The following is a 26,653-nucleotide window of genomic DNA, read 5'->3' as shown; positions in this document are numbered from 1 at the left end:
ACATTTCTTTCTACGGTCAAAAGTCCGGAAGTCTCTGTCGTTCAAAAGACTTCCGGACTTCGCCATTTTACTTTTTCTTATGCTTCGCTGTTCAGCTTCCACCGGGCACTCTCGCTCTGGAGCTCCACCATGCGGCGGTAGAGGCCGCCGCGCTCCATCAGCTCCGCCGGAGTTCCCTGCTCGGCTACATGACCGTTTTCCAGCACCACGATGTGGTCCGCCCCGGCCACGGTTCGCATCCGGTGGGCGATAACCAACACCGTCTTGCCGGCCAGCAGGCGGGAGAGGGCGCCCTGCACCTTGGTCTCGTTCTCCACATCCAGGCTGGCGGTGGCCTCGTCCAGCAGGACGATGGGGGCGTTCTTCAAAAGCGCCCGGGCAATGGAGATGCGCTGCCGCTCCCCGCCGGAGAGCTTCGCCCCGTTTTCTCCGATGGGGGTGTCATAGCCCTGGGGCAGTCGGCGGATGAACTCCCCGCAGTTAGCGGCCTCCGCCGCGGCCCGCACCTCTTCGTCGGTGGCGCCCCGCTTGCCCAGGCGGATGTTCTCCATCACGGTATCGTCAAAGAGCACCACATCCTGGAACACCATGGAGTAGTCGGTCAGCAGCGCCTCCGGGTCCACGGTGGAGATGTCCACGTCGCCTACCCGGATGGTGCCCTCCGTAACATCCCACAGCCGGGCGGCCAGCCGGGCGCAGGTGCTCTTGCCGGAGCCAGAGGGCCCCACCAGAGCGGTCACTTCACCCTCCCGGGCGGTAAAGTTCACACCGTCCAGTACCTTCTTCTTGTCGTAGGCGAAGCCCACATGGTCGAACACAATGTCGTGGCCCTTGGGCTGGAAACGCTCCACTCCCTCGGCGGTGGGGGTGTTATAGATTTCGTTCATGCGGTCGGCAGACACCTGGGACACGAACAGCTCTGCAATGAGGGCCAAGCTCTGGTCGAAGGGGGCGTACACACGGGTGATGACCAGCAGGAACAAAAACAGCAGCATGAAGTCGATCTGTCCGGAGACGATCAGGCTGGCCCCCGCCAGGATGGTGGTGGCGACCCCCAGGCGCATGATGACGCTGGCCGCATTGACAAAGATGCCGGTGCCCAGCTCGCCCTGGATGGTGACCTTCTCATGGTCGTCGATCTTCTGGTTGAGCCCGGCCAGATAGCGCACCTCCTGGTTGGTGGCGCGGATCTCCCGGACGTTTTCCAACGCCTCCTGGATGCCGTCGGAGACACGGATTGCGGCCTGTTTCGTCCGCTCCGAGGCCCGGGCGGAGATCTTCCGGGTGCCGAACAGCAGGCCGAAGGCCACCGGCACCCCCCACAGGCAGGCGATAGTCAGCCGCCAGTCATATACCAGCAGGCAAACCGCGATAATGGCCGTGGAGATGTAGGCGCCGTACAGGTATCCCAGCACATGGGACCAGACGTGCTCCATGCGGTTCACATCGCCCATGAGGGTCTCGGTCAGGTCCGCCAGATCCCGCTTGCCGAAGTAGCCCAAGGGCAGCTTGCGCAGCCGCTCCGCCAGGCTGAGGCGGGTGGACTTCACCTCGTTGTAGACCAGGCCGTAAGTGGCGTGGTACTGCTGCAGGTGGGTCACAAAGGACAGAATGACGAACGCGATTACCAGCCCAAGAAAGAGCGCCGGGCCGGGCAGCGGCGCTCCATCTGTCAGGGTCCCAATCAAAGTATTCATGAACAGGTACAGGATGCCCATGCCGCCCATGACGACCAGATTGACAATGACCGTCCAGAAGGCGCCCTTTTTGGTGTTTTTCACGCCCTGGTCGGTAAGGGCGTATTTGCGTTGAAAGTTTTTGCCGAACATCTTCTTCACCCCTCTCTCACTGTTCGCTGGTGATCTTCCACTGGACCGCCTGGTTGTAATCCGCCCACATCCGGGCATAGAGGCCGCCGGCGGCGGTCAGCTCCTGATGGGAGCCCTGTTCCACGATACGGCCCTCCTCCAGCACCAGGATCTTGTCCGCCCCCACGACCGTGGACAGGCGGTGGGCGATCATGATAACGGTGCGGCCCCGGGTCAGCTCGGAGAACGCCTTTTGGATCAGCGCCTCGTTCTCGGGGTCCGCGAAAGCGGTGGCCTCATCCAGGACCACGATGGGCGCATCCTTTAAGATGGCCCGGGCCAGGGCGATGCGCTGTTGCTCGCCGCCGGAGAGATAGGTCCCCTCGGAGCCGATCAGGGTGTCCATGCCCTGGGGCAGCTTCTCCAGAATGTCCCCGCACTGGGCGGCCATCAGCGCCGAGAGCACCTGCTCCCGGGTGGCGTTGGGGCGGGCAGCCCGGACATTTTCAAAGATGGATGCTTTGAACAGGCGGCTGTTCTGGAACACAAAGGCGATCTGATCCATGAGCACATGGGAATCGATCTGCCGTACATCCACGCCGCCCACTTTCACCGCACCGGAGGTGGCGTCCCAGAAGCGGGGGATCAGGCTGGCGGCGGTGGTCTTGCCGCCGCCGGAGGGCCCCACCAGAGCCACGGTCTGCCCCGGCTCCGCTGTGAAGGAGACATGGGAGAGGGCGGGTGTCTCCGCGCCGTCGTAAGTAAAGCTCACATTCTCAAATTCCACACGGCTGTTCTGAGGTTTTTGCGGATGGTCCGGATTTTTCAGTTCAGGAGCGCCCATGACTTGGTCGATGCGGCCCAGGGCGGTGCCGGCCAGCATCATGCCCGATGCGGCGAACATGATCTTGGCAAGGGCTGTGGAGATGATGGCGGAGAACACTGCGTAAAAGGCAAAGTTTGTGACAAATCCTGCGAAGTCGCTGCCGGCCAGGGCACTAGGCGCCAGGAACAGGGCCGCCGGAACCAGGAACACAAAGGCGCCCTCGGTGAAGGTCAGGTTGATGGACTGGGGGACCCGGCAGACCTTGGCCTGAAAATATTCGGATTTGTCACTATAATCCTCGATGGCCTGCTGGAACGCCTTGAAGGAATAGACGGTCTGCTGGAAGATCTTGACCACCGGGACGCCACGGACATACTCGGTGCCTGCCTTGGTCATACGGTCCTGGGCCGCCTGGTATTCCGCCATCAGCTTGGCGTTGTTGCCGCCCATCATGGAGAACATGGCCACAATGGAGATCACCGCAGCCAGCAGGCAGGCCGCGCCCATCCTCCAGTCAAAGATGAACATCATCACCAGCATGGCGATGAACAACGTGATGGTGCCCACGATGTCCGCCAGGTTGTGGGCCAGCAGGGTCTCCGTGTCGGCCGCCGCCGCGTCCAGCCGCCCGCGGATGAGGCCGGAGGCGTTGGAATCGAAGAAGCCCAGCGGGGCCTTCATCACATGGGCCACACCCTGCTTGCGGATGTTGGCGGCCGTGCGGAAGGCAGCCAGATGGGTACACATCAATCCCGCAAAATACAGGATGATGCCGGCCACCGCAAAGGCGAACGCCAGCCAGCCGTATTGGGCGACGCTCTGCGCCTTCGTCCAGTCCGGCGCCACCGCGATCAGGTCCCGGGCTGCCAGCCAGATGCAGATGTAGGGTGCCATGCTCAGCAGCATGGACACCGCCGACAGGGCCAGGCCCAGAAAGGTCAGGCCCTTGTGGTTGCCTGCGTAGTCCAACAGGACGGCCACATCACTCTTTTTCTTCTGCTTCATGAAAAAACCTCCTTCTCGAAGTTAGCATAAACTAACCTATTTCCAAAAAGATAGGGGATCATTCCCCCATCAGTTTTGACCAACCAGCCGTATAAAACGCCTGCAGCTGCTCCACATCCCGCAGGGCCTGTTCATAGGGCATATCGTGGATGACCACCTCGAAGATGGCGTTGAACATCCCGCTGGCGATGATATGGCACAGGGATCGGCTCATCTGTGGGATGTCCCGTCCCATGCGGCGTAGTACCCCCATGTACCGGAGGGTATACTCCACCTCTACTTCCACCATGTTGTGGACGAAGTGCTCATAGCTGGTCCCCTCCGCGCAGCACAGGAGCAGCTTCACTGGCTCCCGGTGCTGGCAGATATAGCCCACCATCCAAGCAACATGGTCTCTGGACTCTACACCCATGTGCTTAGGCTGTTCCTCTTCAGGCAGATCGGCAAAGGTGGTCTGGGCCTCCATAAAACGACTCATGAGCATAGAAGCGTGAGGCTCTACGATGGCGGTGAACAGGGCCTCCTTGCTGGAGAAGTAGCCGTAAAAGGCCCCGGTAGTGACACCGGCATTTTTCACGATCTGCCGCAGGGAGGCGCCCAAAAAGCCCTTCTTCAGGAACTCTGCCAAAGCGGCCTCTTGGATCTTTTCCAGGGTGGTGGCGGAATTTTCCTCCATGTTTTGCCTCACCCCTCTATAACATCGTTATATAACGATGCTATTTTACTCTTCGACCTTGAACTTGTCAACACAAATGTAAATGGACAAGGGCTGCGGCCTGTTTCAGAAAATCTCAAGCGCCGCTTGACGCATCTCTCTGAAAGTTGTATAATTTCAAGTAGTTAGTTATTGCTAACCAGTGAAATTATGAATGGAGGTATCCCTATGTCCCTGATTCAAAAAGAAATTGCCGATTTCTCTGTCCAGTGCTACCAGAATAACGCCTTTCACGCCGTTACCAAGGCGGATGTACTGGGAAAGTGGAGCGTGTTTTTCTTCTATCCCGCCGACTTCACCTTTGTGTGCCCCACGGAGCTGGAGGACCTGGCAAATAAGTACGCCGAGTTCCAGGCGGCCGGCTGTGAGATCTACGCAGTTTCCTGCGATACCCACTTTGTCCATAAGGCGTGGCATGACGCCTCCGAGCGTATCCAGAAGATCCAGTATCCCATGCTGGCCGATCCCACGCATTGTCTGGCAAAGGATTTTGAGGTCTACATCGAAGCCGACGGCGTGGCAGAGCGGGGCAGCTTCATCGTCAACCCCGAGGGAAAAATTGTGGCCTACGAGGTCAACGCCGGCAATGTGGGCCGGAACGCCGACGAGCTGCTGCGGAAGGTGCAGGCCTGCCAGTTCGTGGCGGAGCACGGAGACGAGGTGTGCCCGGCGAAGTGGCAGCCCGGCGCCGAGACCCTGAAGCCCAGTTTGGACCTGGTGGGCCAGCTTTAAGCCATGGAGCAGACGGCAAATTTCTACGATGTCGTGGTCATCGGCGGCGGTCCAGCAGGACTTACCGCCGCCCTCTATCTTGCTCGGGCCCGCTACCGGGTGTTGGTCGTGGAGAAGGATCACTTCGGCGGGCAGATCACCATTACCTCGGAAGTGGTGAACTATCCCGGCGTGGGCAGGACCAGCGGGACGGAACTTACCGAGACCATGCGGAAGCAGGCGGAGGGCTTCGGCGCTGAATTTCTGCTGGCCGAGGTCACTGGTCTGGAGCTCTCCGGCGATGTAAAGACCGTCCGCACCGGCCGGGGCGATTTGAAGTGCTTCGGCATTCTCCTGGCAACCGGCGCCCATCCCCGCATGGTGGGCTTCCAGGGTGAGGAGCAATTCCGCGGTCGGGGCGTGGCTTACTGCGCCACCTGCGACGGCGAGTTCTTCACCGGGAAGGATGTCTTTGTGGTGGGCGGCGGCTTCGCTGCGGCTGAGGAGAGCGTGTTCCTGACCAAGTACGCCCGCCAGGTGACCATCCTCATCCGGGGAGACGACTTCACCTGCGCCCAGGCAACAGCGGACGCAGCCAGAAGCCACGAGAAGATCACCGTCCTCACCAACACAGAGGTGGAGGAGGTCTCCGGTGACACTTCTCTCCGCTATCTCCGGTACCGGAATACCAAAACCGGTCAAGTGACCAAGCACCACGCGGCAGACGGAGAAACCTTCGGCGTGTTCGTCTTTGCCGGTTATGAGCCGGCTACGGAGCTGGTGCGCGGCCTGGCTGAATTGAATGACCAGGGCTATATCCTCACAGACCGGAGCCAAAAAACAACTGCGGACGGCCTGTACGCCGCGGGTGATGTATGCGTCAAGCCTCTGCGTCAGGTCGTCACCGCCGTGGGAGACGGCGCCCTTGCCGCCACGGAGCTGGAACGCCTGTGCGCCGCCATGCAGGAAAAGACTGGCATCCATCCCAATGCTCCGGTGAGCCGGACAGCAGAAACGGCGGCTTCCACCGAAACAAGCAGCACGCTTTTTACGGGGGATATGCTGGCCCAGCTCCATACGGTGTTCGCCCGGATGTCCTCGCCTCTGATCCTGCGGCTGTATCTGGACGAAACGCCTCTTTCGGCTGAACTGAAGCAGTATATGGAAGAACTGGCGACGCAGAGCAGCAAGCTCTCAGTGGAGACAGGGGCGGCCGAAGAGATGGAACACCTGCCCTGTGTCCGGGTCTGCCGGCCGGATGGGAGCTGGACGGGCCTCGCTTTCCATGGGGTCCCCGGCGGCCACGAGTTCACCTCCTTCGTCCTGGGCCTCTACAATGCCGCCGGGCCGGGACAGGCTCTGGATGAAGATACAAGAGCAGCAATCCAGTCCATCCAGAAGCCCATCAAGTTAGAGCTTCTGGTCTCCCTCTCCTGTACCATGTGCCCGGAGCTGGTGACGGCGGCTCAGCGGATCGCTGCGGAAAATCCGCACATCACCGCCCAGGTCTATGACCTGAACCGCTTCCCAGACCTGCGGGAGAAGTATCAGGTGATGAGCGTTCCCTGCCTGGTCATCAATGATGGGGAGCAGGTATCTTTCGGCAAGAAAAATATCCGGCAGTTGTTGGAACTTTTAGCATAGCAGGGAAGCCGCGTTACGGGCCGTCTGGTCTGTAACGCGGCTTTCTCCATCAAAAAGGGCTTGTGGAACAGAGACTTTTGGAGTATTCTTTAGTTATCAATAACTAACCCGCAAAGAGGCGTATCACTATGAAGAAATCAGACTTGGACTTCTGGCAGGGAATGGCCGCACATTACACCAAATTCATGCGGCGCTCTGCACCGTTATATACAGAAATCTGCAATCACATTCGTCCGCATCTCACACGGGATATGAATGTATTGGAACTGGCCTGCGGCACAGGCCAGCTGTCCTTTCCCCTGTCTCCGTGTGTCCGGCTGTGGGAGGCCACCGATGCCTCTTCCAATATGATCGCGGAAGCCAAGAAGCGGAGCGGATCTTCCCGGCTTCATTTCTCAGTGCGGGATGCCTCCTGTCTGCCGTATGCCTCGGAAACCTTTGACGCGGTGGTGATTGCCAATGCCCTGCATATCTTACCGGAGCCGGAAAAGGTTTTGCGGGAAGCTCGGAGAGTCTTAAAGCCGGGAGGATGGTTATTTGCCCCCACCTTTGTCCACGCCGGTGGAAAATTGGCCAGACTGCGGACCTGGGGTATGGAGCGGACCGGCTTTCGTGTCTACCACGCCTGGAACGCCGGGGAATTCATTGCTTATCTTTCCTCCCACGATTTTTGGGTGACGGAACACACCCTGCTCGGGGGGCGTGTACTGCCTGTGTGCTATGTGGCCGGCAGGAAGTAACTGCCCAGAATGGGGCGAAAGCGGGCCATCGGCATACAGCGCCGATGGCCCGCCCTTGCATTTTGTGACTTCAGTGAGATAAATCGGAGGGCAACAAAGCAAGTCCTTTTCCGGTGCGTCTATGCATCATTGTCTATCGCACCGTGGTTCCACACCTGAACCAAACGGCTGCGTTAGCAGTACTTTCTTCCGCAGAATCGCTTTAGTTGAAGCGTGCTATTCAGACTTTTCCTGTTGCTCTGTATTATGGTGTCTGTGTTTCCCACAACAGTGATGTCCAGCATGTCCTCCACAGCAGCAACCAGCATCTGCCGGATTCAAGTGAAGAAGGTCTACTTTTTCTGTTTCCGTCGACTCTTGGATTTTGGCATTTATTAAAGATTCGAGCATGAGATACACTCCTTATTTCCGAATAATGTCAATGTCCTGTGTGCCAGAGCAGAGGCATTCCGTGCGTTTTTCACATTTTGTAAAGCCCACGCGTACGGCCGCATCCGATACTTCGTTTTTTAATACGCCCATATCCATCCCCTGGAAGTAATACGGCAGATACCCCATTACCATATCCCAGGGGCCGGTGTGGTCAGGCAGGATAGCCTCGCTGATAACCAGCAGCACCCCTCCGGGATTCAGTGCGTCATAGCACTTTTTCAGCAGTTCTTCCATACGGCCTTTGGCAAAGAGCATCACATTGAGGGCCAGGATTAGATCATACCTCTCTCCAATTCTGTCTGCCATAAAGTTGCCGCACATCACTTCCGTGCGGTCAGTGAGTCCCATAAGGGAGATGGATTCTTCCACCACCGCCGGGGGAAAACGGTCAAATAGGACGCCAGTACGATCCGGCCGATCACCGATGACTGCCAGCCCTAAAAGTCCTGTAGCACCGCCTAGGTCCAGCACGCGCCTGATTTGGTCATTTTCCGGCAGAGAACGCACAATCCGCAACAACTCCTGCTGCCGGTAACCTTCCTGTGCCTGTCGCATCCGCTGTGCAAAAGAGGCAAAATCCAACTGCTGCTCCATCGCTTCCTGTTGCTGGGACTGGGGGCCTTTTGTGACCAACAGCTTCACATCCATAGGTGCCATGCCTTCCTGCATATAAAAGGGCAGAAAGCCTCCCAAATATTCATCTTTCCCTTTGACCAGATAGCGGTCAACTTCCGCGGTGTTCTGGTAAGTGCCGTCCGTCTTGTTTAAAAAGCCGATGGATACCAATGCACTGAGCAGATATTCTGTATTTGCCTTATGCCATCCCATATGAACTGCCAGTGCTTCAGCAGTAACCGGCTGGCAAAGTTGAGAAAATACATCCAGCTCCATGGCCGCATTGAGCAATCTGGAATATAGATTTAAAAATGGAAGCTGGACTAACTGTTCCCAAACACTTACAGACTTGTTGATTGTGAACATTAAAAAACCCCCTTTGTTTTTATATGGTTAGTCATTGCTAACCTCAATTTAATTATACCGGAACCACCGGCTTCTGTCAAGGAAAGGCATAGAGTGCTTCGTTCATCCAGATTATAGGAATATTGGAATGTACGGTACAGCTTTCATCCAAGGAAACGGCCTCGCTGCTACAAGTTAGTCTACCTTACCTGCTTTGAAACCTTTCTTCGGGACACAAAATAAATCACCCCTCTTGAGCGAGTGTTCAGAGGGGTGACTTTTGAATCAGGTTCTTATATGCAGTTGATATGTGTTGCGCCGTCTGCCTTTTTATTTAATTGCGTCCTTTAATACCTTGCCAGCCTTAAAGACTGGCATCTTTCCGGCTGGGATCACAATGGGCTCATTGGTTTTGGGATTCCGGCCCGTACGCTCAGCACGCTCTTTCACTTCAAAGCTGCCGAAGCCGGTGAGCTGGACCTTATCTCCCGCGCACAACGCTTTCTCGACCTGGGATAGGAATGCGTTCAAGACTTTCTCTGCATCCGCTTTGGAAACCCCGCTCTCCTCGGCCATACCAGCAATCAGTTCTCCCTTGTTCATAAAGCAAATTCCTTTCTCTTTCTATTGATTTGGATAAGCACTCTTTACATGATAGCCGCATCAGCGGCTTACCACAGAGATGAAGCCCAAGGCATAACGGCTGAGGGCGTTCCTCCCTCAGCCGCAGCCGCGGTCAGCACATATCCCGTGCCCACTCCCGGACATCTTCCAAAGTCAGCTCAAAGCGGCCGCCTGCCGCAACCGTATTCCTGGACATATCCACGATCATGTAGCCGCCAAGGTTGTCCGCACTGATGGGCGCATGGGATTTCCGCATCATGTAGCCAGCCGCCTTCAGTACACGGCGGAGCGATTGCTCCAGGGAATCCTCTGTACGCATCGAAATACCTCCAATTTGATATTCCGAGCCAAACCACGCCGCGCTCCAACCGTTTTCCTGCTGGTATTATAACAGGGAACTCACGGAAAATGCAACTGTGCGGGCCGGTTTGGATGCTTTTTCCCTTGCGTTTCCAATGCAGGCACTCAAAATTAGCGCAAAGGGCCTCGGACCTCGAAGGGAACATATGTCACTCATGCTTGTAAAAGGCCCCCATCTCTCCAGCATCCTAAAAATCTGAATATTCTGTAATCAGACAGCTGCGGCGCAGGTAATAGAATACCCACACCGCAGCGTTGTCTTTTTCAATCAAAGTGTCCAGCGGCTGGACTCCGTTCGCTCGGAGACGAAATTCCGGTAGATGCCCGCCTGCTGGATCAGTTCGTCGTGGGTACCCTTTTGGACGACGCGGCCCTGGTCTACCACCAGAATCTGATCCGCACCCCGCACCGTCTTGAGCCGGTGGGCGATCATCAGCACGGTTTTCTCCCGCGTCAGGGCTTCCATAGCCTTTTGGAGCTGGTCCTCATTCTCGGGGTCCACATTGGCCGTGGCCTCATCGAAGATGACGATGGGCGCGTCCTTCAGGAGACACCGGGCGATGGAGATGCGCTGCTTCTCCCCGCCGGAAAGCGTGGCTCCTCCCTCGCCAATTACCGTGCCGTATCCATCCGGCAGGGCAGAGATGAAGTCGTGGCAGCACGCCTTTTTTGCGGCCTCCACCACCTGTTCATGGGTAGCGCCCGGGCAGCCGAACTTGATGTTGTTCTCCACCGTGTCGGCAAAGAGGTACACCCGCTGGAACACCATGCTCACCTGCTCCATGAGGGATTCCAGTGTGTACTCCCGCACATCCCGGCCACCAATGGTCACACGGCCGCCGTCCACATCCCAAAACCGGGCGATCAGGTTACAAAGGGTGGTCTTGCCGGAGCCGGAAGGCCCCACAATGGCGGTGGTGGTCCGGTCTGGGATAGTCAGTGACACATCCTTGAGGATGGGGCGGCTTCCATAGGAGAAGTTCACATGGTCGAATACAATCTCGTGGCTCTCCGGGCGGATGGCCGTGCCGCGCTGATCCATCTCCGGGATGTCGTCCACCTGGTTGGCGTGGTCAATGGAGCTGCCCACCAGACGCAGGGCGGACACGCCGCTGCCCGCGGACTGGATCTGGGAAAAAATCAGGAAAGAAACGATGACCGCCATCAGTGCGTTGGCGAGGGACATGGCTTCCGTCAGGCACAGCCCCACCGACGCCGCCAGAATCAGCACGCTGAACAGGTGGAGGACCATCTCCTGGCCCCAGATATAGGGAGTGAACAGCTTCTCCACCGCCAGATTGTTCGCCCTGCTGTCCTCCAGCGCCTGCCGCACCCGCTTGTCACCCTTTCCCGTCAGGTTAAAGGACTTGATGACACTCATGCCCTGGAGCTGTTCCAGCACCGCCTCCACCAGCCGGGCCTCATCCCGCTGGCGCTTGGGGGCAATCTTGGCGGACTGCTTCTCCATTCCGGAGAGGAGGGCCAGATATACCAGCATCCCCGCCAGGGCCAGCAGGCCGATCCGCCAGTCCCAGAACAGGACGCACAGCAGCATGACGGCGGAATTGATCAGGCCGCCCAGAATACTGACCAGCACCATGGGGCCGGTGCTCTCCACCTCGTCCAGAACGGTGGTGGTGATGCCGGTGAGTTCTCCCAAACTCTGGTCGTTGAAATAGCCCATGGGGACCCGCTTGAGCTTGTCACCGATGGAAATGCGCTTGTCCGCCACCATAAAGTAGCCGGCGTGGGTCTGCTGGAGCTGGCTGAAGCGGTTGAGGACCGCCCGGCCCAGAATGCTGGCCAGCAGAAGCCCCAGAGCCTGCCATGCCGGGGCGGAGTCTGTGGAGCCGCCCACCAGGGCCAGCACCACCACATAGATGGCCGCGATCTGGAACATGTGGAACACCGCGTAGAAGAAGCCTAAAATCATGGACTTTCGGATATTGCCCTGCTCCTCTCCGGCAAAGTCCCAGATTTTTTTCAAAACACCGATCATGCCTGCTCTCCCTCCTTTGCGCCCATATGCGCCCGCCACATCTCCTGATACAGCGGGCAGTTTTTCAAAAGTTCCCCGTGGGTGCCCACATCCTGGATGCGGCCGCCATTGACTACCACGATCTGATCCGCGCCGGTGATGGTGCTGAGGCGGTGGGCGATGACCAGCACGGTCTTTCCCGCTACCAGCCTGCCCACGGCCTGCTGGACTACGGCCTCGTTCTCGGGGTCTATGTAGGCGGTCGCCTCGTCCAGCACCACAATAGGCGCGTCCTTGAGCATGGCCCGGGCGATGGCGATGCGCTGACGCTCACCGCCGGACAGGTGGGCGCCGCCTCCGCCCACCACCGTGCCATAGCCGTGTTCCAGACTGCGGATAAAGGCGTCACACCCGGCGGCCTTTGCCACGGCCTCCACCTCGGCGTCGGTGGCCGCTGGGCGGCCCATGCGGATATTCTCCCGTATGCTCTCGTCAAAGAGGTAGTTGTCCTGGGATACAAAGGCCACCTGGTCGTAGAGCTGCTTTAACGGGATATGCCTCAGATCCTGCCCGCCCAGAGTAATGGAGCCGGAGGTCACATCCCAGAAGCCGGCGATCAGCTTGGCGATGGTGGACTTGCCGGAGCCGGAGGGCCCTACAAAGGCGGTCATGGTCCCGGCGGGGATGGTGAGAGATACATCGTGGAGCACCTCCTTGTCTGCATGGTAGCCGAAAGACACATGGGAGAGCTGAATATCCCGGCCCTGGAACTCCGCCGGCGTTTCCCCGTGGTCCTGCTCCGCTCCGTTCAAAATGGCATCCACCGAGCCCACGATGGTGCCCACCTTAGCGAGACTGTCCACAAAGTCCATGGCGGCCAGCAGGGGCCCGGCAATGCCCAGGGACAGGACGATGGTGGTGATAAAGGTCTCGATGGGCAAGCTCCCTCCGGTATAGAGGAGCCAGCCCACCGGCAGAATGGTGATCATGGTGGTGGGCGAGATGGCACGGGCCAAAGAGACCGGCATCTGGCAGCTCTTCATCCAGTGGTAGAAGTAGGAGGCGTTGGCCTTTACGCTGTCAGAGAAGCGGGCATAGGACTGCTTGCCCTGGTTAAACGCCTTGATGACCTCAATGCCGCCGATGTACTCCACAATGGCGCTGTTCATGGCTTGGGTGGTTTTGACCGAGCTCTCGTACTGCTTTCCGTAGCCGGCCATCACCGCCATCATGAAAGCCATGCCCACCGGGATGGACACCAGGCTCAAAAGGGCCATCCGCCAGTCCAAGACGAACAGATAAATCAGGATGCACACCGGCCCCAGCACATTGGCGGTCATCTCCGGCAGAAGATGGGCCAGAGGCCGCTCCATGCTCTCCACCTGGTCCACGATGACCTGTTTCATCTGGCCGCTGGAGGTGTCCAGAATCGTACCCAGAGGCATCTTCGGCAGTTTCTCCAGCACTTTCTCCCGGATAGATTTCAGGATAGCAAAGGTGGCCTTGTGGGATTGGGACAGGGCCAGGGAATACAGGGTGGCCCGGAGCAAAAAGCCCACAAGCGCCACTGCGCACCATATCAGGTAGTATTGTGTACTCTCCTCCCCTTTCAGCAGGCCCAGGATGATCTGCGCTGCGGCGAAGTAAGGGAGCATCCCAAACAGTACCCCCACCACAGCGGACAGGACCGCCCGCTTCAAGCCGCCCTGCTGTCCCTCTCCCAGCTCCCACAGACGGAGCATGGGACTTTGTTGTTTCATGATATAAATTCCTCCTTTTGGTTAGTAATTGCTAACTTTTGTACAAATGAGAGGGCTGCACCCAAAGGCACAGCCTCTTATCAGGACTGAGGATCGAACACGGTGGAAAATCCCGCCATGTGGTAGCGGTTGAGCATCTTGACATAGCGGTGGGCGGCGGCGCGGTCCATGTTATGCCGCACCACCTCAAACATGCCGTTGAAGTAGGCGGTGACGATGATGTGGATAAACTCCTCCGTCACCAGGCCGGACTTGACGCTCTCGCAGCCGATGACCTCCATGTACTTGTAGGTGTACTCTACCTCTATGTCCACCAATTCGTCCAGAAAGCAGGAAAACCGGGTGCCGTGAGCCCCGTCCAGCAGCAGACGGAAAACATCAAAGTGGTCGTAGATGTAGTCCAGCATTTCCTCCTGATGGCGGGCGGTGTACTGTCCCATATCCGCACGCTGTTCCTCCTCGCTGAGCTGGTGAAAATCCTCCTGTACCCTGCGGAACATGGACTTGAACTGATCCACCACCGGCTCTGCGATGGCCCGGAACAGCCCCTCCTTATCCCCGAAGCGGGTATAGATAGAGCCGGTGCTGGTATCTGCCGCCTGAGCTATGGTGCGCAGAGAAGCGTCCAGAAACCCCTTGGACAAAAACTCCTCCTTGGCGCACTCCAGCACCTTGTCATAGACGCCCGCCTTTTGTTTTGCCACTGTCATTCCTCCTTTTTCAAAACACTGTTTTATAACGATGTTTTGAATATAGCACTTTGAGTCTGAACTGTCAAGAGGGCTGGCAATCAAAAACGACCCTTGCATGAAACAAAGGCCGTTTTCTTGGTTACTTTCTGTTTTATGTTATTCGCACAAGTCGGGATATGCCTGCCGGAGCGCACGGAGGATCAACTCCGCCGAGCCGCCCGTGCCCCACTGGATTTTGTCCGTCATACATGGCTCTCCACACGAATTTTTGTTCAATCAGGGAAGTGCAAGAGGATAACACCTCCCATCAAGCTCCACTCTTGACAAAACCAGTTTTTTCCTTTACACTGCATTATAGTTCTGAATAGAACAATAATGCGCCTGCTGTTTATGTTGCGGGGAAGGAGGGCGAGGATGGAATTCTGGGATCATCTTTTTCTGTTCAAGCGGCTCTATGATCAGACGATGGACCCCATCGCTCAGCAATGGGACCTCACCCGGATGGAGCTGGACATCCTGCTCTTCCTGGCCAACGCGCCGGCCTATGATACCGCCGCCGATATTGTGGAGCGGCGGAGACTTACCAAATCCCATGTGTCCGTCTCGATTCACTCCCTGATCCGCCGGGGGTGGTTGGAGCGGAGCTACCTCCCCGGAAATCGAAAGAGCGCCCACCTCCGCCTTCTGCCTGCCTCCTCGTCTGCCGTAGCCGACGGACAGGCCGCTCAGGCCGCGTTGCGCGTACAGCTTTCCCAGGGGATGACCACAGAGGAGCGGGCCGCCCTGGAATCCGCCTTCACCCGCATCGGCGAAAATCTGCGCCTTGCGTTCAAAGGAGATGCCTAAGCAATGCTCTACACCTTTTTCATCTGCTTCGTGGCCGGGATCGGCGCCGGCCTGGGGACCGGCTTTGCGGGTATGAGCGCTGCGGCCGTCATTTCCCCCATGCTCATCACGTTCCTGGATCTGCCTGCCTATCAGGCGGTGGGGATCGCCTTGGCCAGCGACGTGCTCGCCAGCGCGGTCAGCGCTTATATCTATCACAAAAACAAAAACCTGGACATTAAAAACGGCCTTGTGATGATGGCTGTAGTTCTCCTGTTCACCCTGGTGGGAAGCTGGGTCGCCAGCCTTCTCCCCAACGCGACCATGGGCGGCTTCTCTGTATTTATGACCCTCCTCCTGGGCATCAAGTTCCTCGTCCGGCCTGTGATGACCGCCAAGGAGTCTATGGATGCGGTCAGTCCCCGGAAGCGGTTTTTCCAGTCTGTGGCCTGCGGCGTGATCGTCGGCTTTATCTGCGGCTTCGTGGGCGCGGGCGGCGGCATGATGATGCTGCTCCTGCTGACCAGCGTTTTGGGCTATGAGCTCAAGACCGCCGTGGGCACCAGCGTATTCATTATGACTTTCACCGCGCTCACCGGCGCGGCGAGCCACTTTGCCATTGGCGGTGCTCCGGATATTTGGTGCCTGATATTTTGTGTGCTCTCCACCCTCCTGTGGGCGCGGATAGCGGCCAAATTTGCCAACAAGGCCAGCCCGGCCGTCCTCAACCGGGCTACCGGCGCTATCCTTGCGCTTCTTGGTATCGTCATGCTGGCCGTCAATTATTTGTAATCACGGATTCCGGCACGGGCTTGGTTTCCCTGTGATGAGCGCTGACAATACGATGAGCGCCCCAGGCCGTTCCAACTTTGGACGGCCCAGGGCGCTTTTTATCATACTGAGATGTATTTGCTTTTTAAGCAGCCCGCCAGAAACGCTTCCTACTTTTCCTTGGTTGCCGGGATGATCCAAACATCTAATGCCTCCATAATATCACCCGGTTGGCAATGTAGTTCCTGACAAATTTTCTGGACCGTATTAAACGGCACCTCGTCATGTAACCGCATTGCATTTACGGTATCTTTTGTTAAACCGAAGCGTTTTCCAATCTGTGCGTCTGTCAAGCCACAAAGCTCTTTCCGCTTTAGGAAGGGTTCAAAGGTAATGACAGTATGCCGGACGCCATCCGATCCAATATCCATATGTGTTCATCTCCTTGTATAATAAGTTTCAAAGCAAATATTTCAGGTATCAGCAGGCTCTGAGATGCCCGTGATACAATAGCTGTAGGACAGCAGGGTCAAGTTCTATCATCTCCAGTTGAGCCAAAAGGCTACTTCAGTTTGAGTCTGTTCCCCTGAGCCGGAAGTTAGCTGCAAACTCATTGGCTGTTTGCCAGAGATAAGGTCGCCCTGTTGGCAGTGAGGGCTATCGCATTGACCAACTCTGGAATGATTCTAATAAGCAAGGGTGAGGATGCTCCGGTTATCATGGGTATCTCAAAGCCTGCTGGCCTGAAATCTCCACATGGGGAGGTGAAAATTGTGAATCCACTATTCGTTGGCATTGATGTGAGCAGCAAGAACAATGTGGCCTACCTGATGAAGCCGGACGGCAGCAAGCACTCCAATTTCTCTGTGCAAAACAATCTTGGCGGTGCTAAGCTGTTGTCAGAGAGAATCGTGTCGGCACTTCGTTCCATGCAGCTCAGCGATGTGGTGATTGGCCTGGAGGCCACCTCCATCTACGGGGACAGCTTGGTCTACGCTCTTCGTGAGGATGGCAGCCTGGGGCGGTTTCAGAGGAAAATCCATGTTCTGAATCCCAAGCAGGTGCGGAAGTTCAAGGAAGCCTATTCTGACCTGCCAAAGAACGACTGGGTGGACGCCTTTGTGATTGCCGACCATCTCCGTTTTGGCAGAATCAACAGGGAGGTCTACATGGACGATTACCGCTACAAAGCCCTGCAAACCCTTACCAGGGCCAGATTTGATGTTATTCAGAATTTGACCCGTGAAAAGCAGCGGTTCGCCAACTACTTATTCCTCAAATGCTCCGGCATGGCCCAGGACAAAGACATTCAGAACACCAGCGCCACTACTATTGCGCTCATGGAACAGTTTGAAACTGTGGATGACCTGGCGAACGCCAATCTGGATGAACTGACTGTCTTCATTGATGAAAAGGGCAGGAACTTCGCTGACCCAGCAGCAAAAGCTAAGGCTATTCGCAGTGCAGCCAGAGATTCTTACCGTCTGCCAGTTACCGTGAACAACTCTGTAAACCAGGCCATGGCCGTATCTATTGCTTCCATACGGGCTTTAGAGAAGCAGGTCAAGGTTTTGGACAAGGCCATTGAACACCAGTTTGAAATCATCCCGAACACGCTGACATCCATCCCCGGTATTGGCAAGGTCTACTCCGCTGGTATCATCGCTGAAATTGGCGATATCCACCGCTTTGAATCCCAAGCCTCTGTCGCCAAATACGCTGGCCTTGTCTGGAACAGAAATCAGTCTGGTGACTTCGAGGCGGAGCATTCCAGGATGATTAAATCCGGCAACCGCTATCTCCGTTACTACCTGCTGGAAGCAGCCAACTCTGTGAGAAGATGCGACTCCGAGTTTCGGCGCTACTATAACCTCAAATTAAAAGAGGTCAACAAGTACCAGCACAAACGAGCACTCGCTTTAACTGCCAGAAAACTGGTTCGGTTGGTCTTTCGGCTGCTGAAAGACAACCGCCTGTATATCCCGCCGGAGGGCTGAGCACACCGCTTGCCGCTCTGACGAAATCGCCCTGTTTCAAAAACTCAGGGGGCAGGGTTTAGATTTGTGTTGCCTTTTTGCTACCTACACAGTGCTTTTTACTCTGTTTCGCTTAATTTTTTTCTTCCTCACCCACTTGACTTCATACCATTGGACTCAAAATGTGATTGTCTGTTCCATCCTGATCCAGGCTTTCCAGGTTGGCCGCGTGCAGCAGCGCGTCTGCCAGCACCTCCGCGCCCACCTTCATATCAGCGCAGTCCGTCCACTCCTGAGGGCAGTGGGAGAGGCCGTCCCGGCTGGGCACAAACAGCATGCCGATGGGGGCAAATCTCCCGACAAACAAGGAGTCATGGAATGGGCCGCTGATCAGTTCGCAATGGGAAATTCCGCGCTGCTCACAGCAGTTCGCCAGGAGCGTCCTTAAAGCCGGGTGGCTGGAAACCGGCGCGTCATTGTTCTGCAGCCTCATCTCCAGGGCGACCCCGCGCCGCGCCGCGATCTCTGCGAACTCCTCTCGTACTTTGTCACAGAGCTGGTTCTTCGATGCCGCGTCGCAGTCCCGGATATCCACCGTGAAATTCACACGCCCCGGAATGATATTGGATGCGTTGGGCTCGATCTGCAAAAAGCCGATGGTCCCCGTACAGTACTCGCTCATCCGGTTTTCCCGCGTCATCCGTTCCAGCGCCAGAGACATCTCACTTACCGCTGCGAAAGCATCCCGCCGGCTCTCCATCGGCATCCCACCGGCGTGCGCCGCTGTGCCCGTAACCGTCACCGTAAAATTCAGCGCCGCGCAGATGGCCTTTACAACCCCAAGGCGCACCCCAGAGGTCTCCAGGACGCTGTTTTGCTCAATGTGCAGCTCCACCGCACAGAACACATCTCCCGGCTTTTTGCGGCAGCTCTCAATATCATCCGCCGCCAATTCTCTGGCTCTCAGTTCATCATAGAGGGACGGGCCGTCCAGCGCACGGGTCGTCTTCAGGTCTTGAACGGATAGAGCACCTGCCATCGCGCGGCTGCCGATGCAGCCGATTCCAAAGCGGGCCGGCTCCTCCGCCGCATAGGCAACGCAGGCAAGATTCCTGCGGTGGGCGGCGCCGGAGTCCGCGATCAGCTTCAGTGCCTCCATGCCGGCCACCACGCCGGCCACGCCGTCAAAGCGGCCGCCGTGAAGAACCGTGTCAAAGTGGGAGCCGGTCCAGACGGGAGCCAGTTCCGGCTCGGTGCCGGGAAGCGTCCCGATCAAGTTCCCCATGCAGTCCATTTCCACTACAAGTCCGATCCGCTCCATCTCGCCCCGGAGATACATCCGTGCTTCCCACTCCACATCCGTCAGATACTGCCGGGTCGTTCCGTTTCCCGGTGTGGCGTTATATTGGTCAATCTCCTCAATCCAGCGCTCCATCCGCCGCTGGTCCGCCTCCAGTTTGATCGGCGGCTCGTGACGGTCACAGCACGACATCGCGGTTGCAGTCTTTGCTGTAGATATAGGTGAACGGCTCCGTACCAACACCATACGCGCACTGGGCTGCATATGCGCCAAACCAGATGAAGTCATCCTTTTTGATGCCCATCCACACATCGTCCATCAGGTACATGCCCTCCCCCTGAAGGATATACATGCCATGCTCCTGCACATGAGTCTCCACGATAGGGTGGCACCCGCCCGGATCAAAGGAGAGAATGTGCATGTTCATATCAAAGTTCAATTCCACCGGAAGCAGGTCTTTGATGTGGACATTCGCCATATCCTCGTAATCCCGATAGGAGATGTCATTGACATTTCCAGAATAAAGATAGGGGAAAAACCCTTCGCAGGGAACATACAGCTGTTTATAAAGCAGGACCTTCGCCGCCTCGCTACTCTCATTTTTAAATTGTAGCCCCGCAGACGGCGGTGTGAAGAGATAGCCTCCCGCTGCCAGAGAAAACTCCCTGCCCTCGCCAGAGGCCTTCACGGCACCGCTGATCACATAGAGAAATGCCTCTTCGCCCTGGGCGTTTCCAAAGGAACCGATGGTTCCGCCGCCTGGCTGCACATCGCAGATATACATCACAAAGCTGGCCCCCATTTTGGGTGATGCCACAATACTGGTTCGGCACCCATTCAGGCAGGGCAGAACGTTGTTCACTAAGCCGTCTTTCGGAATTACTGCGTACATCCCAGGTTTTACAATCGCTCTTGTGGATAACAAGTCTTTCGGATATGCCATGTGAATACTCCTCTCTGTTAATCATGCCCACCATAGAGCTGGCGGAAATTTTGATAAAATTTTGTCCGGTATTTCCATGTGTTTTCTGATCTTTATTAAACAAAAGCTTCCCTCACTTGTCAATTCCATCGCTCTTTTTCCACGTTTTTTCCCCCATCTGCACAAGGATGGTGTGCAACATGCACACCATCCTTGCTTTTTCTCTGTCCCATGTCTCCCTGCCTCTTTACAACCACTTGCACCCTATGATATGGTTAAAGAAAATGATAGAAGGGAGAAGAAACCTGATGTCAACTACTCTCCGCTGGCTCATCGAGAGCAGTTCTTTGGAAAATCTGCACTGTGTCGCCTGCAGCGACAAGCTGGACACGCCGATTTCCAGCGTGAATGTGCTGGATAACCTGGATGTTGTCAAGTGGATCAAACCCAATGAGCTGGTTTTGAGCAGCGGGTATTTGTTTATGGACGACGAGTCACTACAGCGGCAGCTGGTTCAGGAGCTGCATCAGGTGGGCTGCAGCGCGCTTGGCATCAAGACCCGCCGCTTCTTTCAAACCATTCCGGAGGCCATGCTTCAGGAAGCGGAACGGGTGGGATTGCCGCTGTTGGAACTGCCCTTTTTCTATTCCTTTTCCGATATCAGCCGCGTGGTCTTTCAGCGGCTTTTTTTACAGAGCTCCTATCGCGTACGCAGCGAACAGCGGCTGCTGATGGCTCTGAGCAACGCCCTATTTTCTGGGGCCGGCCTCTCCCATATGCTCCAATGCCTTGTCCAGCAATACCGCACGTCTGTCCTTTTGCTCAGCCGCTCCGGCACTTGTCTGGACGCCGCTTATACAAGCGGTACCGAGCTGCGGGGTATGGAGCGGTTTCGTCCCTTTGCCATGCCCGTCTCCGGCGAAACCATCTCCCTCTCCTGCGCAGGCCGGCAGCACCTGTTTTTCTGTGTGACTCTCCCGGGCGGCTACGGCGGTCTTTTCTTCTTAGAGGACCCTGCCAACTCTCTGCGAGGCGCGCTGACCACTTTGCAGCATGCCGCCGTTTTGATCTCCCTGAAACTGGAGCAAACACGGCTCCAGCGGCTCTCCTCCGGCGAGTGTGAGGGCGGCTTTCTCAGTCTTTTGACAGATGCTGCTGAGGATCTAGCGGATGAGGAGATTCTTCATATCTGCCATCTCCACCACTTTGACTATCAAAAAAAGCGCCTTTGTATCGCTCTTTTCCCAAAAGACGCCGCTTTTTCAGACCCTTCAGCTCTGTCTGCCCCACTACAAACGGCGGCAGAGGCTCTTTGCCGCAGTACTGGTCCGGTTCAGTCCCACTTCCTATGCATGGATGCCCGCCAATGCTGCCTGTTCCTGCTCTGTGATGCCTCTGTCAGCAATCCAGAGCTTTTGGCGCAGGCCAGAGTCCTAATCCGCTCCTTCCAGGACCAGCTTGGCGAGGGCGCCTTCACACAGCTTCGGATCGGGGTTGGCCACTGCCATCAAAGCGTTTCCAGCATCCCTCACGCCCTGAAAGAGTGCGCAGATGTTGTTCATCTGATGCTTCCTGTCTTTCCAGACCGAAACGTTTTTTTTGCCAGCACAAACACCATCTACCATCTGCTTAACCAGCTTCCTCCTGCTGAGCTCCGCCGCATCTATCTCAACACCATCGTGGGGCTGTCGGAATATGACCGTGCCAACGGTACGGAATTTCTCAAAACCCTAGAGGCCTTTTATGCCCACCAGTTTAACGCCTCTCAAGCCGCTAAGGAGCTCTATGTGCATCGGAACACGCTGCTCCACCGAATGGAAAAAATTAAGGAGCTTCTTCACTGTGATTTCAAGGACACCAATGACCTCATGACGATATATCTGGGAATCTGTGTGGCAGAAATGCTTGGATAACTGCAGAAAAAGCCGCTTCAGGGGGGAATCCTGAAGCGGCTTTTTTCTGTCTGTTTGCTGTGAAAGGGCACAGCCCGCCAGGCGGCTTCTCATCGCATGCCGCCTAACGGCACACATGCCCGTCCCACGCTGTTTTTACAGGCGCAGGTTCTCCGGCAGCACCGGGGGCGCCGCATAGGTGCGGCGGCTGTACCGCAGCCCCATCTTGACAAGGCTCTCCGCCAGCGACACCGCGCAGTGTGCCGAATCCACCACCGGCAGTCCGATCCGCTCAGTGAGGGCCTCCCCCATCCCGGTCAATGCCAGACAGCCAAACACAAAAGCATGGGCCCCGTCCTGCCTCACAGCCTCCTCCGCCACCTGCGCCAACTTCTCAAGCGCCGCCTCCCGGTCCGTGCGGAGCTTCTCCACCGACATCTGGATGCCCCGGATCGACACCATGCGCCGTCCCAGCCCAGAGCGGACTGCCACGTCATAGGAGGTTGCCGCCAAGTCCTCGTCGCCGGTCAGCAGGCAGAAATTCTGTGCCAGGTGATAGGCGAACAGCATCCCAGCCTCTCCGGTTCCAATCACCGGGATATCCACCAGCTCCCGGGCGGCATCCACAGCTGGGTCCCCAGCACACCAGACTATTGCCGCGGCACAGCCATCCCGCTGCGCCTGACAGCTCAGACGCATGACCTCATCTCCGGCCAGCTGCCGGTCGCATCGGGACTCAATTGCTCCAGGCCCCCGTTGGCTCTGATAAATATGAAATTGGGTTGTAGGCAGGGCCTTTTCTCGTAAAAGCTCAATCCGTGCCCGAATCATTTCGTCGGACATCGCCAAAACAGGAATAATTACCGCTAATTCCATGGTATGCTCCTCTCTCACCAACGGGACAAGGGCCCGCCCATGTACAACAGGCAGGCCCTGTCCAACACAAGGAGAAAATTTGATCTTACCGGCCGGACAGGATCAGATCGCAGATGTCAATCGCCATATCCACCGCGTCCGTGATTTTGTTGCGCTCCTTCCTGGCACGGTTCAACCACAAATAAAATTCGTGAGTGCCCTCCGCATGCTTGGATAACTCCAGCACGGAGACACTGTTGGGAATGATGTACTTGAGCCCCGTCAGGCCATACCGGTCCTGTTCAAACCGGCCCGTCACCGTGGTCAGCATGGGCATGACCACCCGGGAAATCCGCATCAGCAGGTAGTTCAGCCGGTCGTTGCGCTCGCCGCTGGCCTCTTGTGCCAGGCGGATTTTTTCCACAGCTGCGGCCTTCTCCTCAAAGGTCCTGGACATCGCCAGCGCGCTGTCCAAATCCAGTCCCTCCTGTGCTTCGGGCATGTCTTGGATATATTCCTTCATCTCGCTGATCCGCTTGGAGATCTCCGCAGCCATCACGGTGAAGTCCTGGGGCAGCGTCTTACGCATAGCCAGGTCAAAGACAAAGGCCGCATCGTCCCGGACACCGTAGTACATCACGTTCTTGTCCAGGGTGTCCATCGTGTCATCGGCGCTGTGATAGGGCAGGCCCAAGGTTGCGTTGCCCCAGGCCGTGCGGAGCTCTGGTGTGTGGTAAATCCAGTTATAGCAGGAGGGCACGCCGATTCCCAGGAAAGACATGTCCGCGTTCTTGAAGGGGAAGCAGTAGTCCTTTTCCCACCCCGGCATGGCAAACTCGTTCATCTCGTGAATCCAGTTCCACAGCTCAAAGGCCGGCTCGCTGTGCAGCACGGTGGCCCCATCGCCTAGGCCGATGGCGTCGATGTTGACATACATGACACAGTGCTTATTCAGGTCATCCCACAGATTGTCGCAGTACCAGGTAGACCCCTCCATCTGGCCGCCCTCGTGCCCCTGCCAGAAGAGGAAGCGGACATCCCGGCTGAGCTTGTCCCGGTTGGCGTTTAAAACGCGGGCCAGTTCCATGGCAGTGGCATTTCCGGCGGCATTGTCGGAGGCCCCCACAGGCCAGGAGTCCATATGGCCGGCGACGAGAATGAACTCGCCGGACTGGTTGTCCGGGGCCTTGACAGTACCACTGGGCAGATAGAGCGGGTCCCAGCCCTGCTTTTGCTGATAATTCATGAAAACATCAATTTTTTCGCCTGCCTCCAGCAGCTTGCGCAGCCGGACGCCCTCCGCCTTGGAGATGGAGAAGACCGGGATTGTCTCATACATAAAGTGCTCGTCCTCCGGCGTGGGATTTCCCCAGACGGATTTCGAGGTGCCATAGGGCACGGAGGTGCTGGTCTCCGGACCCCAGTTCATAATGACCATGGCAATGGCGCCATGAACCATGCCCAGGCGCATCTTCTCGGAGCGTGGCGGCGCATAGGAGAGCTCTGTCAATATCACCTTGCCCTTGGCGTCCACGCCGTCATAGTCATCCTCACCGCCGGGGCCCACATAGACCAGTTCGCCGGAAAAACCACCTACGGGCGTATCGCCGCACTGGGCGTTGGCGTTGCACTCCAGTTTCTCCTCTTGGCCGCCGATGCGCAGCCGGACGTCAGCAGGGCCAGGATTTTTCAAAAGGCCCATACCCACATGAATTTTTACGTCATCCAGGCCGGTCTCCCTGTAATAATCCGCAACATATTCCGCATACTCCTTGGCGCCCGGGGTACCGGGAAGCCGGTCCGGCCAGGTATCGCAGATATGGGAAGCACGCTCCCAGATCGTGTCTACATTAATCTGATCCAAGAGCTGATTCAAAACTGTTTTGTCAGACATATTTGTTACCTCCACCTTATTCTACTCCAAAAATTTCAAGTTATAGCTGGCGCATGTCATGACTTGCTTAACACGGTTCTGCTTGAATGCGGCACTGTAAGGGATTCTTTCGATGATCCAAGCCTACAGTCTCACACAAAGATCAGGCTCAGTCCGGGGACAAAGGCCAGCATCACGCAAACGAGGAACAGAGCAACAATCTGCGGAATCACCGGCTTCACAATTCTCTCCACAGGAAGTCCCGTCATATTCGACGCCACAAACACATTCATGCAGACAGGAGGCGTTACAAAGCCAACCGCTAGGCACACAATCATGATCACCCCGAGGTGAATGACATTGACGCCCAACGGGCTGAGTACCGCATACAGGATGGGGCCAAACACCACAATATTAGAAGTCGTGTCCAGGAACATCCCGCCGATCATCAGAATGATCACCACAATGAAAAGGATAATATAGATGTTGTGGCTGATCCCCAGCAGCAGATTAGAAAGCTTCGAGGTAACACCCAGCAGAATCAGCGTGCTGCCTAAACAGGCAGCCGGTGCGTAGGCCAGCATGAATCCGCCGATTTTCGTGGCAGTCCGCAGCGTGAGCTCCCACACATCTTTCCAGGTCAAATTGCGATAGATGAAAATTCCAACAATAATGCCGTAGGCCACCGATACCACAGATGCCTCGGTAGGTGTAAACACGCCGGAATAAATGCCGCCCAAAATAATCACCGGCATCATGACAGCCCAAAAGCCGTCCTTAATGGCCCGCAGGCGGCCAGCCCAGTTTACCCTTGGCTTTTTGTCCACGTAGCCGTGTTTTTTTGCCTGGAATGTATGAACAACCATCATGACCACGCCAACAATAATACCAGGAACCACCCCAGCAATAAACAAGTCACCCACAGAGGCGGATGTAGCGCTGGCGTATACCACAAAGGGAATGCTGGGCGGAATGATGATGCCAAGAGAGCCCGCGACCGAGGCAAGCCCTGTCGCGTAAGCTTTATCATAATGAGACTCTTTTTCCATGGCCGGGATCATATTTCCGCCGATAGCGGAGGTAGTGGCCGGTGCCGACCCGGAAATTGCGCCAAAGAACATACTAGCCAGCACGGTTACATTTCCCAGGCCACCCGCGGTGTGCCCAGTAAAGGTCTTTGCGATATTGACCAGGCGCTCTGTCAGCCCACCCCGCAGCATCAGATCTCCAGCCAGCATGAAACAGGGAACCGCTAAAATTGGCAGTGACTCCTGCCCGGTATACATAGCCTGGGAAATAAAGCTGACATCAATGGTGCCATAGGAAAAGGAGAGCGCTAGGAGGCCGCAGCAAAGGGCGATACCAATGGGGACACCAATTGCCAGCATGGCAAGCGCTACAAGGACCAAAATCAGAATTTCCATACTCACTCCCCCTCCTGATTCGCACTCTTATTCACGGAAGCGGACTCCGGGTTGTCAAGCTCTTTGATCTTTTTTATTTTTTTGCCGATATTCTGCAGCAGTTTAAAATCCATGGTTACAAAGCAGATCGGAAGCACCATATAGGGAATCCACTTGGGGATGTGCAGCATCGCGGTCGTCATTCCATACTTTTTCAAGTTTAAGGAAACTGTGAAGATACCGTATGCCAGGATCAAGTTGGCAACAGCAAATACCACATCGCCAATGATCAGCATCACCAGCCGTCCCTTGGGACCAAACAGGTTAATCACCATTTCCATCTTCATATGCTCGTCATTCCGGGTGGCTCCAATTGAACCAATATAAACCATCATGACAAAGCATGTCACAGCCAGTTCCTCCGTCCAGCCAATGGGATTGTTCAGGACAAAACGAAAAAACACCTGTATGAATAAGGCAACTAACATAATGACGAAAAACACCGCAGCCAAAATGTATTCCAGGTTGTGCCACAGGTACTTGATGCCGCGCATCTGGGCTTTATTCTCTTTCATGTACAA

The 26,653-nt window shown here is 56.3% G+C and carries 23 protein-coding genes; 7 read left to right on the top strand and 16 right to left on the bottom strand.

The window, feature by feature from the left end; translation table 11 throughout:
- Positions 1–77: 77 nt before the first annotated feature.
- Genes KJS55_RS11160 through KJS55_RS11150 form a run of 3 tightly spaced genes read right to left on the bottom strand, consistent with a single transcriptional unit; the run spans position 78 to position 4,315 of the window.
- On the bottom strand, positions 78–1,829 hold the full coding sequence (locus KJS55_RS11160; RefSeq protein WP_101693836.1) for an ABC transporter ATP-binding protein: 1,752 nt from the start codon (positions 1,827–1,829) through the stop codon (positions 78–80).
- 16 nt (positions 1,830–1,845) lie between these two features.
- Positions 1,846–3,639 (bottom strand): ABC transporter ATP-binding protein, encoded by a 1,794-nt coding sequence (locus tag KJS55_RS11155; RefSeq protein ID WP_101693837.1) that lies wholly within the window; start codon positions 3,637–3,639, stop codon positions 1,846–1,848.
- Between the two features lie 58 nt (positions 3,640–3,697).
- Complete coding sequence (locus KJS55_RS11150; protein ID WP_055179922.1) at positions 3,698–4,315, bottom strand: TetR/AcrR family transcriptional regulator; 618 nt, start codon at positions 4,313–4,315, stop codon at positions 3,698–3,700.
- Positions 4,316–4,522: 207 nt separating this feature from the next.
- Here KJS55_RS11150 and ahpC point away from each other — a divergent pair, with 207 nt between their 5' ends.
- From ahpC to KJS55_RS11135, 3 genes are all read left to right on the top strand, one after another.
- Positions 4,523–5,086: an alkyl hydroperoxide reductase subunit C gene (gene ahpC, locus KJS55_RS11145; RefSeq protein ID WP_050624351.1), complete on the top strand. Its 564-nt coding sequence runs from the start codon at positions 4,523–4,525 to the stop codon at positions 5,084–5,086.
- A 3-nt stretch (positions 5,087–5,089) separates the two neighbouring features.
- Positions 5,090–6,709, top strand: coding sequence for an FAD-dependent oxidoreductase (locus KJS55_RS11140; protein WP_055179920.1), 1,620 nt, complete (start codon positions 5,090–5,092; stop codon positions 6,707–6,709).
- 128 nt (positions 6,710–6,837) lie between these two features.
- Positions 6,838–7,449 (top strand): class I SAM-dependent methyltransferase, encoded by a 612-nt coding sequence (locus tag KJS55_RS11135; protein ID WP_050624349.1) that lies wholly within the window; start codon positions 6,838–6,840, stop codon positions 7,447–7,449.
- 402 nt (positions 7,450–7,851) lie between these two features.
- Here the strand turns inward: KJS55_RS11135 and KJS55_RS11130 are convergent, their stop codons facing one another.
- From KJS55_RS11130 to KJS55_RS11105, 6 genes are all read right to left on the bottom strand, one after another.
- Entirely contained in the window at positions 7,852–8,862 is a 1,011-nt protein-coding gene (locus tag KJS55_RS11130; protein WP_050624348.1) for a class I SAM-dependent methyltransferase, read from the bottom strand.
- Between the two features lie 309 nt (positions 8,863–9,171).
- A complete protein-coding gene (locus KJS55_RS11125; RefSeq protein WP_050624347.1) occupies positions 9,172–9,444 on the bottom strand; it encodes an HU family DNA-binding protein in 273 nt (90 codons plus the stop codon).
- A gap of 133 nt (positions 9,445–9,577) precedes the next feature.
- Positions 9,578–9,784: a hypothetical protein gene (locus KJS55_RS11120; RefSeq protein WP_055179918.1), complete on the bottom strand. Its 207-nt coding sequence runs from the start codon at positions 9,782–9,784 to the stop codon at positions 9,578–9,580.
- A gap of 309 nt (positions 9,785–10,093) precedes the next feature.
- Positions 10,094–11,824, bottom strand: coding sequence for an ABC transporter ATP-binding protein (locus tag KJS55_RS11115; RefSeq protein ID WP_055179916.1), 1,731 nt, complete (start codon positions 11,822–11,824; stop codon positions 10,094–10,096).
- Positions 11,821–13,563 carry an ABC transporter ATP-binding protein gene (locus KJS55_RS11110; RefSeq protein ID WP_055179915.1) on the bottom strand — a complete coding sequence of 581 codons (1,743 nt, stop codon included), beginning with the start codon at positions 13,561–13,563 and terminating at the stop codon, positions 11,821–11,823. Before KJS55_RS11110 ends, KJS55_RS11115 begins: the two co-directional genes overlap by 4 nt.
- Positions 13,564–13,643: 80 nt before the next feature.
- Positions 13,644–14,267, bottom strand: a complete 624-nt coding sequence (locus tag KJS55_RS11105; RefSeq protein ID WP_055179913.1) for a TetR/AcrR family transcriptional regulator — start codon at positions 14,265–14,267, stop codon at positions 13,644–13,646.
- A gap of 402 nt (positions 14,268–14,669) precedes the next feature.
- Here KJS55_RS11105 and KJS55_RS11100 point away from each other — a divergent pair, with 402 nt between their 5' ends.
- Together KJS55_RS11100 and KJS55_RS11095 are read left to right on the top strand one after the other, a co-directional pair.
- Positions 14,670–15,101 carry a MarR family winged helix-turn-helix transcriptional regulator gene (locus KJS55_RS11100; protein WP_055179911.1) on the top strand — a complete coding sequence of 144 codons (432 nt, stop codon included), beginning with the start codon at positions 14,670–14,672 and terminating at the stop codon, positions 15,099–15,101.
- Positions 15,102–15,104: 3 nt separating this feature from the next.
- Positions 15,105–15,872, top strand: coding sequence for a sulfite exporter TauE/SafE family protein (locus tag KJS55_RS11095; RefSeq protein ID WP_055179909.1), 768 nt, complete (start codon positions 15,105–15,107; stop codon positions 15,870–15,872).
- A gap of 149 nt (positions 15,873–16,021) precedes the next feature.
- Here KJS55_RS11095 and KJS55_RS11090 read toward each other — a convergent pair whose 3' ends face one another.
- Positions 16,022–16,282, bottom strand: a complete 261-nt coding sequence (locus tag KJS55_RS11090; protein WP_055179906.1) for a helix-turn-helix domain-containing protein — start codon at positions 16,280–16,282, stop codon at positions 16,022–16,024.
- A 342-nt stretch (positions 16,283–16,624) separates the two neighbouring features.
- Between KJS55_RS11090 and KJS55_RS11085 the strand changes: the two genes are divergently transcribed.
- Positions 16,625–17,848: an IS110 family RNA-guided transposase gene (locus KJS55_RS11085; protein ID WP_055181456.1), complete on the top strand. Its 1,224-nt coding sequence runs from the start codon at positions 16,625–16,627 to the stop codon at positions 17,846–17,848.
- A gap of 142 nt (positions 17,849–17,990) precedes the next feature.
- Here the strand turns inward: KJS55_RS11085 and KJS55_RS11080 are convergent, their stop codons facing one another.
- Both KJS55_RS11080 and allE read right to left on the bottom strand, forming a co-directional pair.
- On the bottom strand, positions 17,991–19,319 hold the full coding sequence (locus KJS55_RS11080) for a M20 family metallo-hydrolase (protein ID WP_213543350.1): 1,329 nt from the start codon (positions 19,317–19,319) through the stop codon (positions 17,991–17,993).
- Positions 19,306–20,070 carry a (S)-ureidoglycine aminohydrolase gene (gene allE, locus KJS55_RS11075; protein WP_187032689.1) on the bottom strand — a complete coding sequence of 255 codons (765 nt, stop codon included), beginning with the start codon at positions 20,068–20,070 and terminating at the stop codon, positions 19,306–19,308. Before allE ends, KJS55_RS11080 begins: the two co-directional genes overlap by 14 nt.
- 287 nt (positions 20,071–20,357) lie before the next feature.
- On the opposite strand from allE, the gene KJS55_RS11070 reads away from it, so the two are divergent.
- Complete coding sequence (locus KJS55_RS11070) at positions 20,358–21,962, top strand: PucR family transcriptional regulator (protein WP_213543349.1); 1,605 nt, start codon at positions 20,358–20,360, stop codon at positions 21,960–21,962.
- Positions 21,963–22,097: 135 nt separating this feature from the next.
- Here the strand turns inward: KJS55_RS11070 and KJS55_RS11065 are convergent, their stop codons facing one another.
- The 4 genes from KJS55_RS11065 to KJS55_RS11050 form a co-directional block, all read right to left on the bottom strand.
- Positions 22,098–22,817, bottom strand: coding sequence for an aspartate/glutamate racemase family protein (locus KJS55_RS11065; RefSeq protein ID WP_187032685.1), 720 nt, complete (start codon positions 22,815–22,817; stop codon positions 22,098–22,100).
- Positions 22,818–22,902: 85 nt separating this feature from the next.
- Positions 22,903–24,690, bottom strand: coding sequence for a M28 family peptidase (locus tag KJS55_RS11060; protein WP_187032683.1), 1,788 nt, complete (start codon positions 24,688–24,690; stop codon positions 22,903–22,905).
- A 131-nt stretch (positions 24,691–24,821) separates the two neighbouring features.
- Entirely contained in the window at positions 24,822–26,093 is a 1,272-nt protein-coding gene (locus tag KJS55_RS11055; RefSeq protein ID WP_187032681.1) for a TRAP transporter large permease, read from the bottom strand.
- Between the two features lie 2 nt (positions 26,094–26,095).
- Positions 26,096–26,647 (bottom strand): TRAP transporter small permease, encoded by a 552-nt coding sequence (locus KJS55_RS11050; RefSeq protein ID WP_187032679.1) that lies wholly within the window; start codon positions 26,645–26,647, stop codon positions 26,096–26,098.
- Positions 26,648–26,653 lie beyond the last annotated feature (6 nt).

Source organism: Pusillibacter faecalis (assembly GCF_018408705.1).
In the GTDB taxonomy this organism is placed as follows: domain Bacteria; phylum Bacillota; class Clostridia; order Oscillospirales; family Oscillospiraceae; genus Oscillibacter; species Oscillibacter faecalis.
This window is presented reverse-complemented; position numbering and strand designations above follow the sequence as displayed.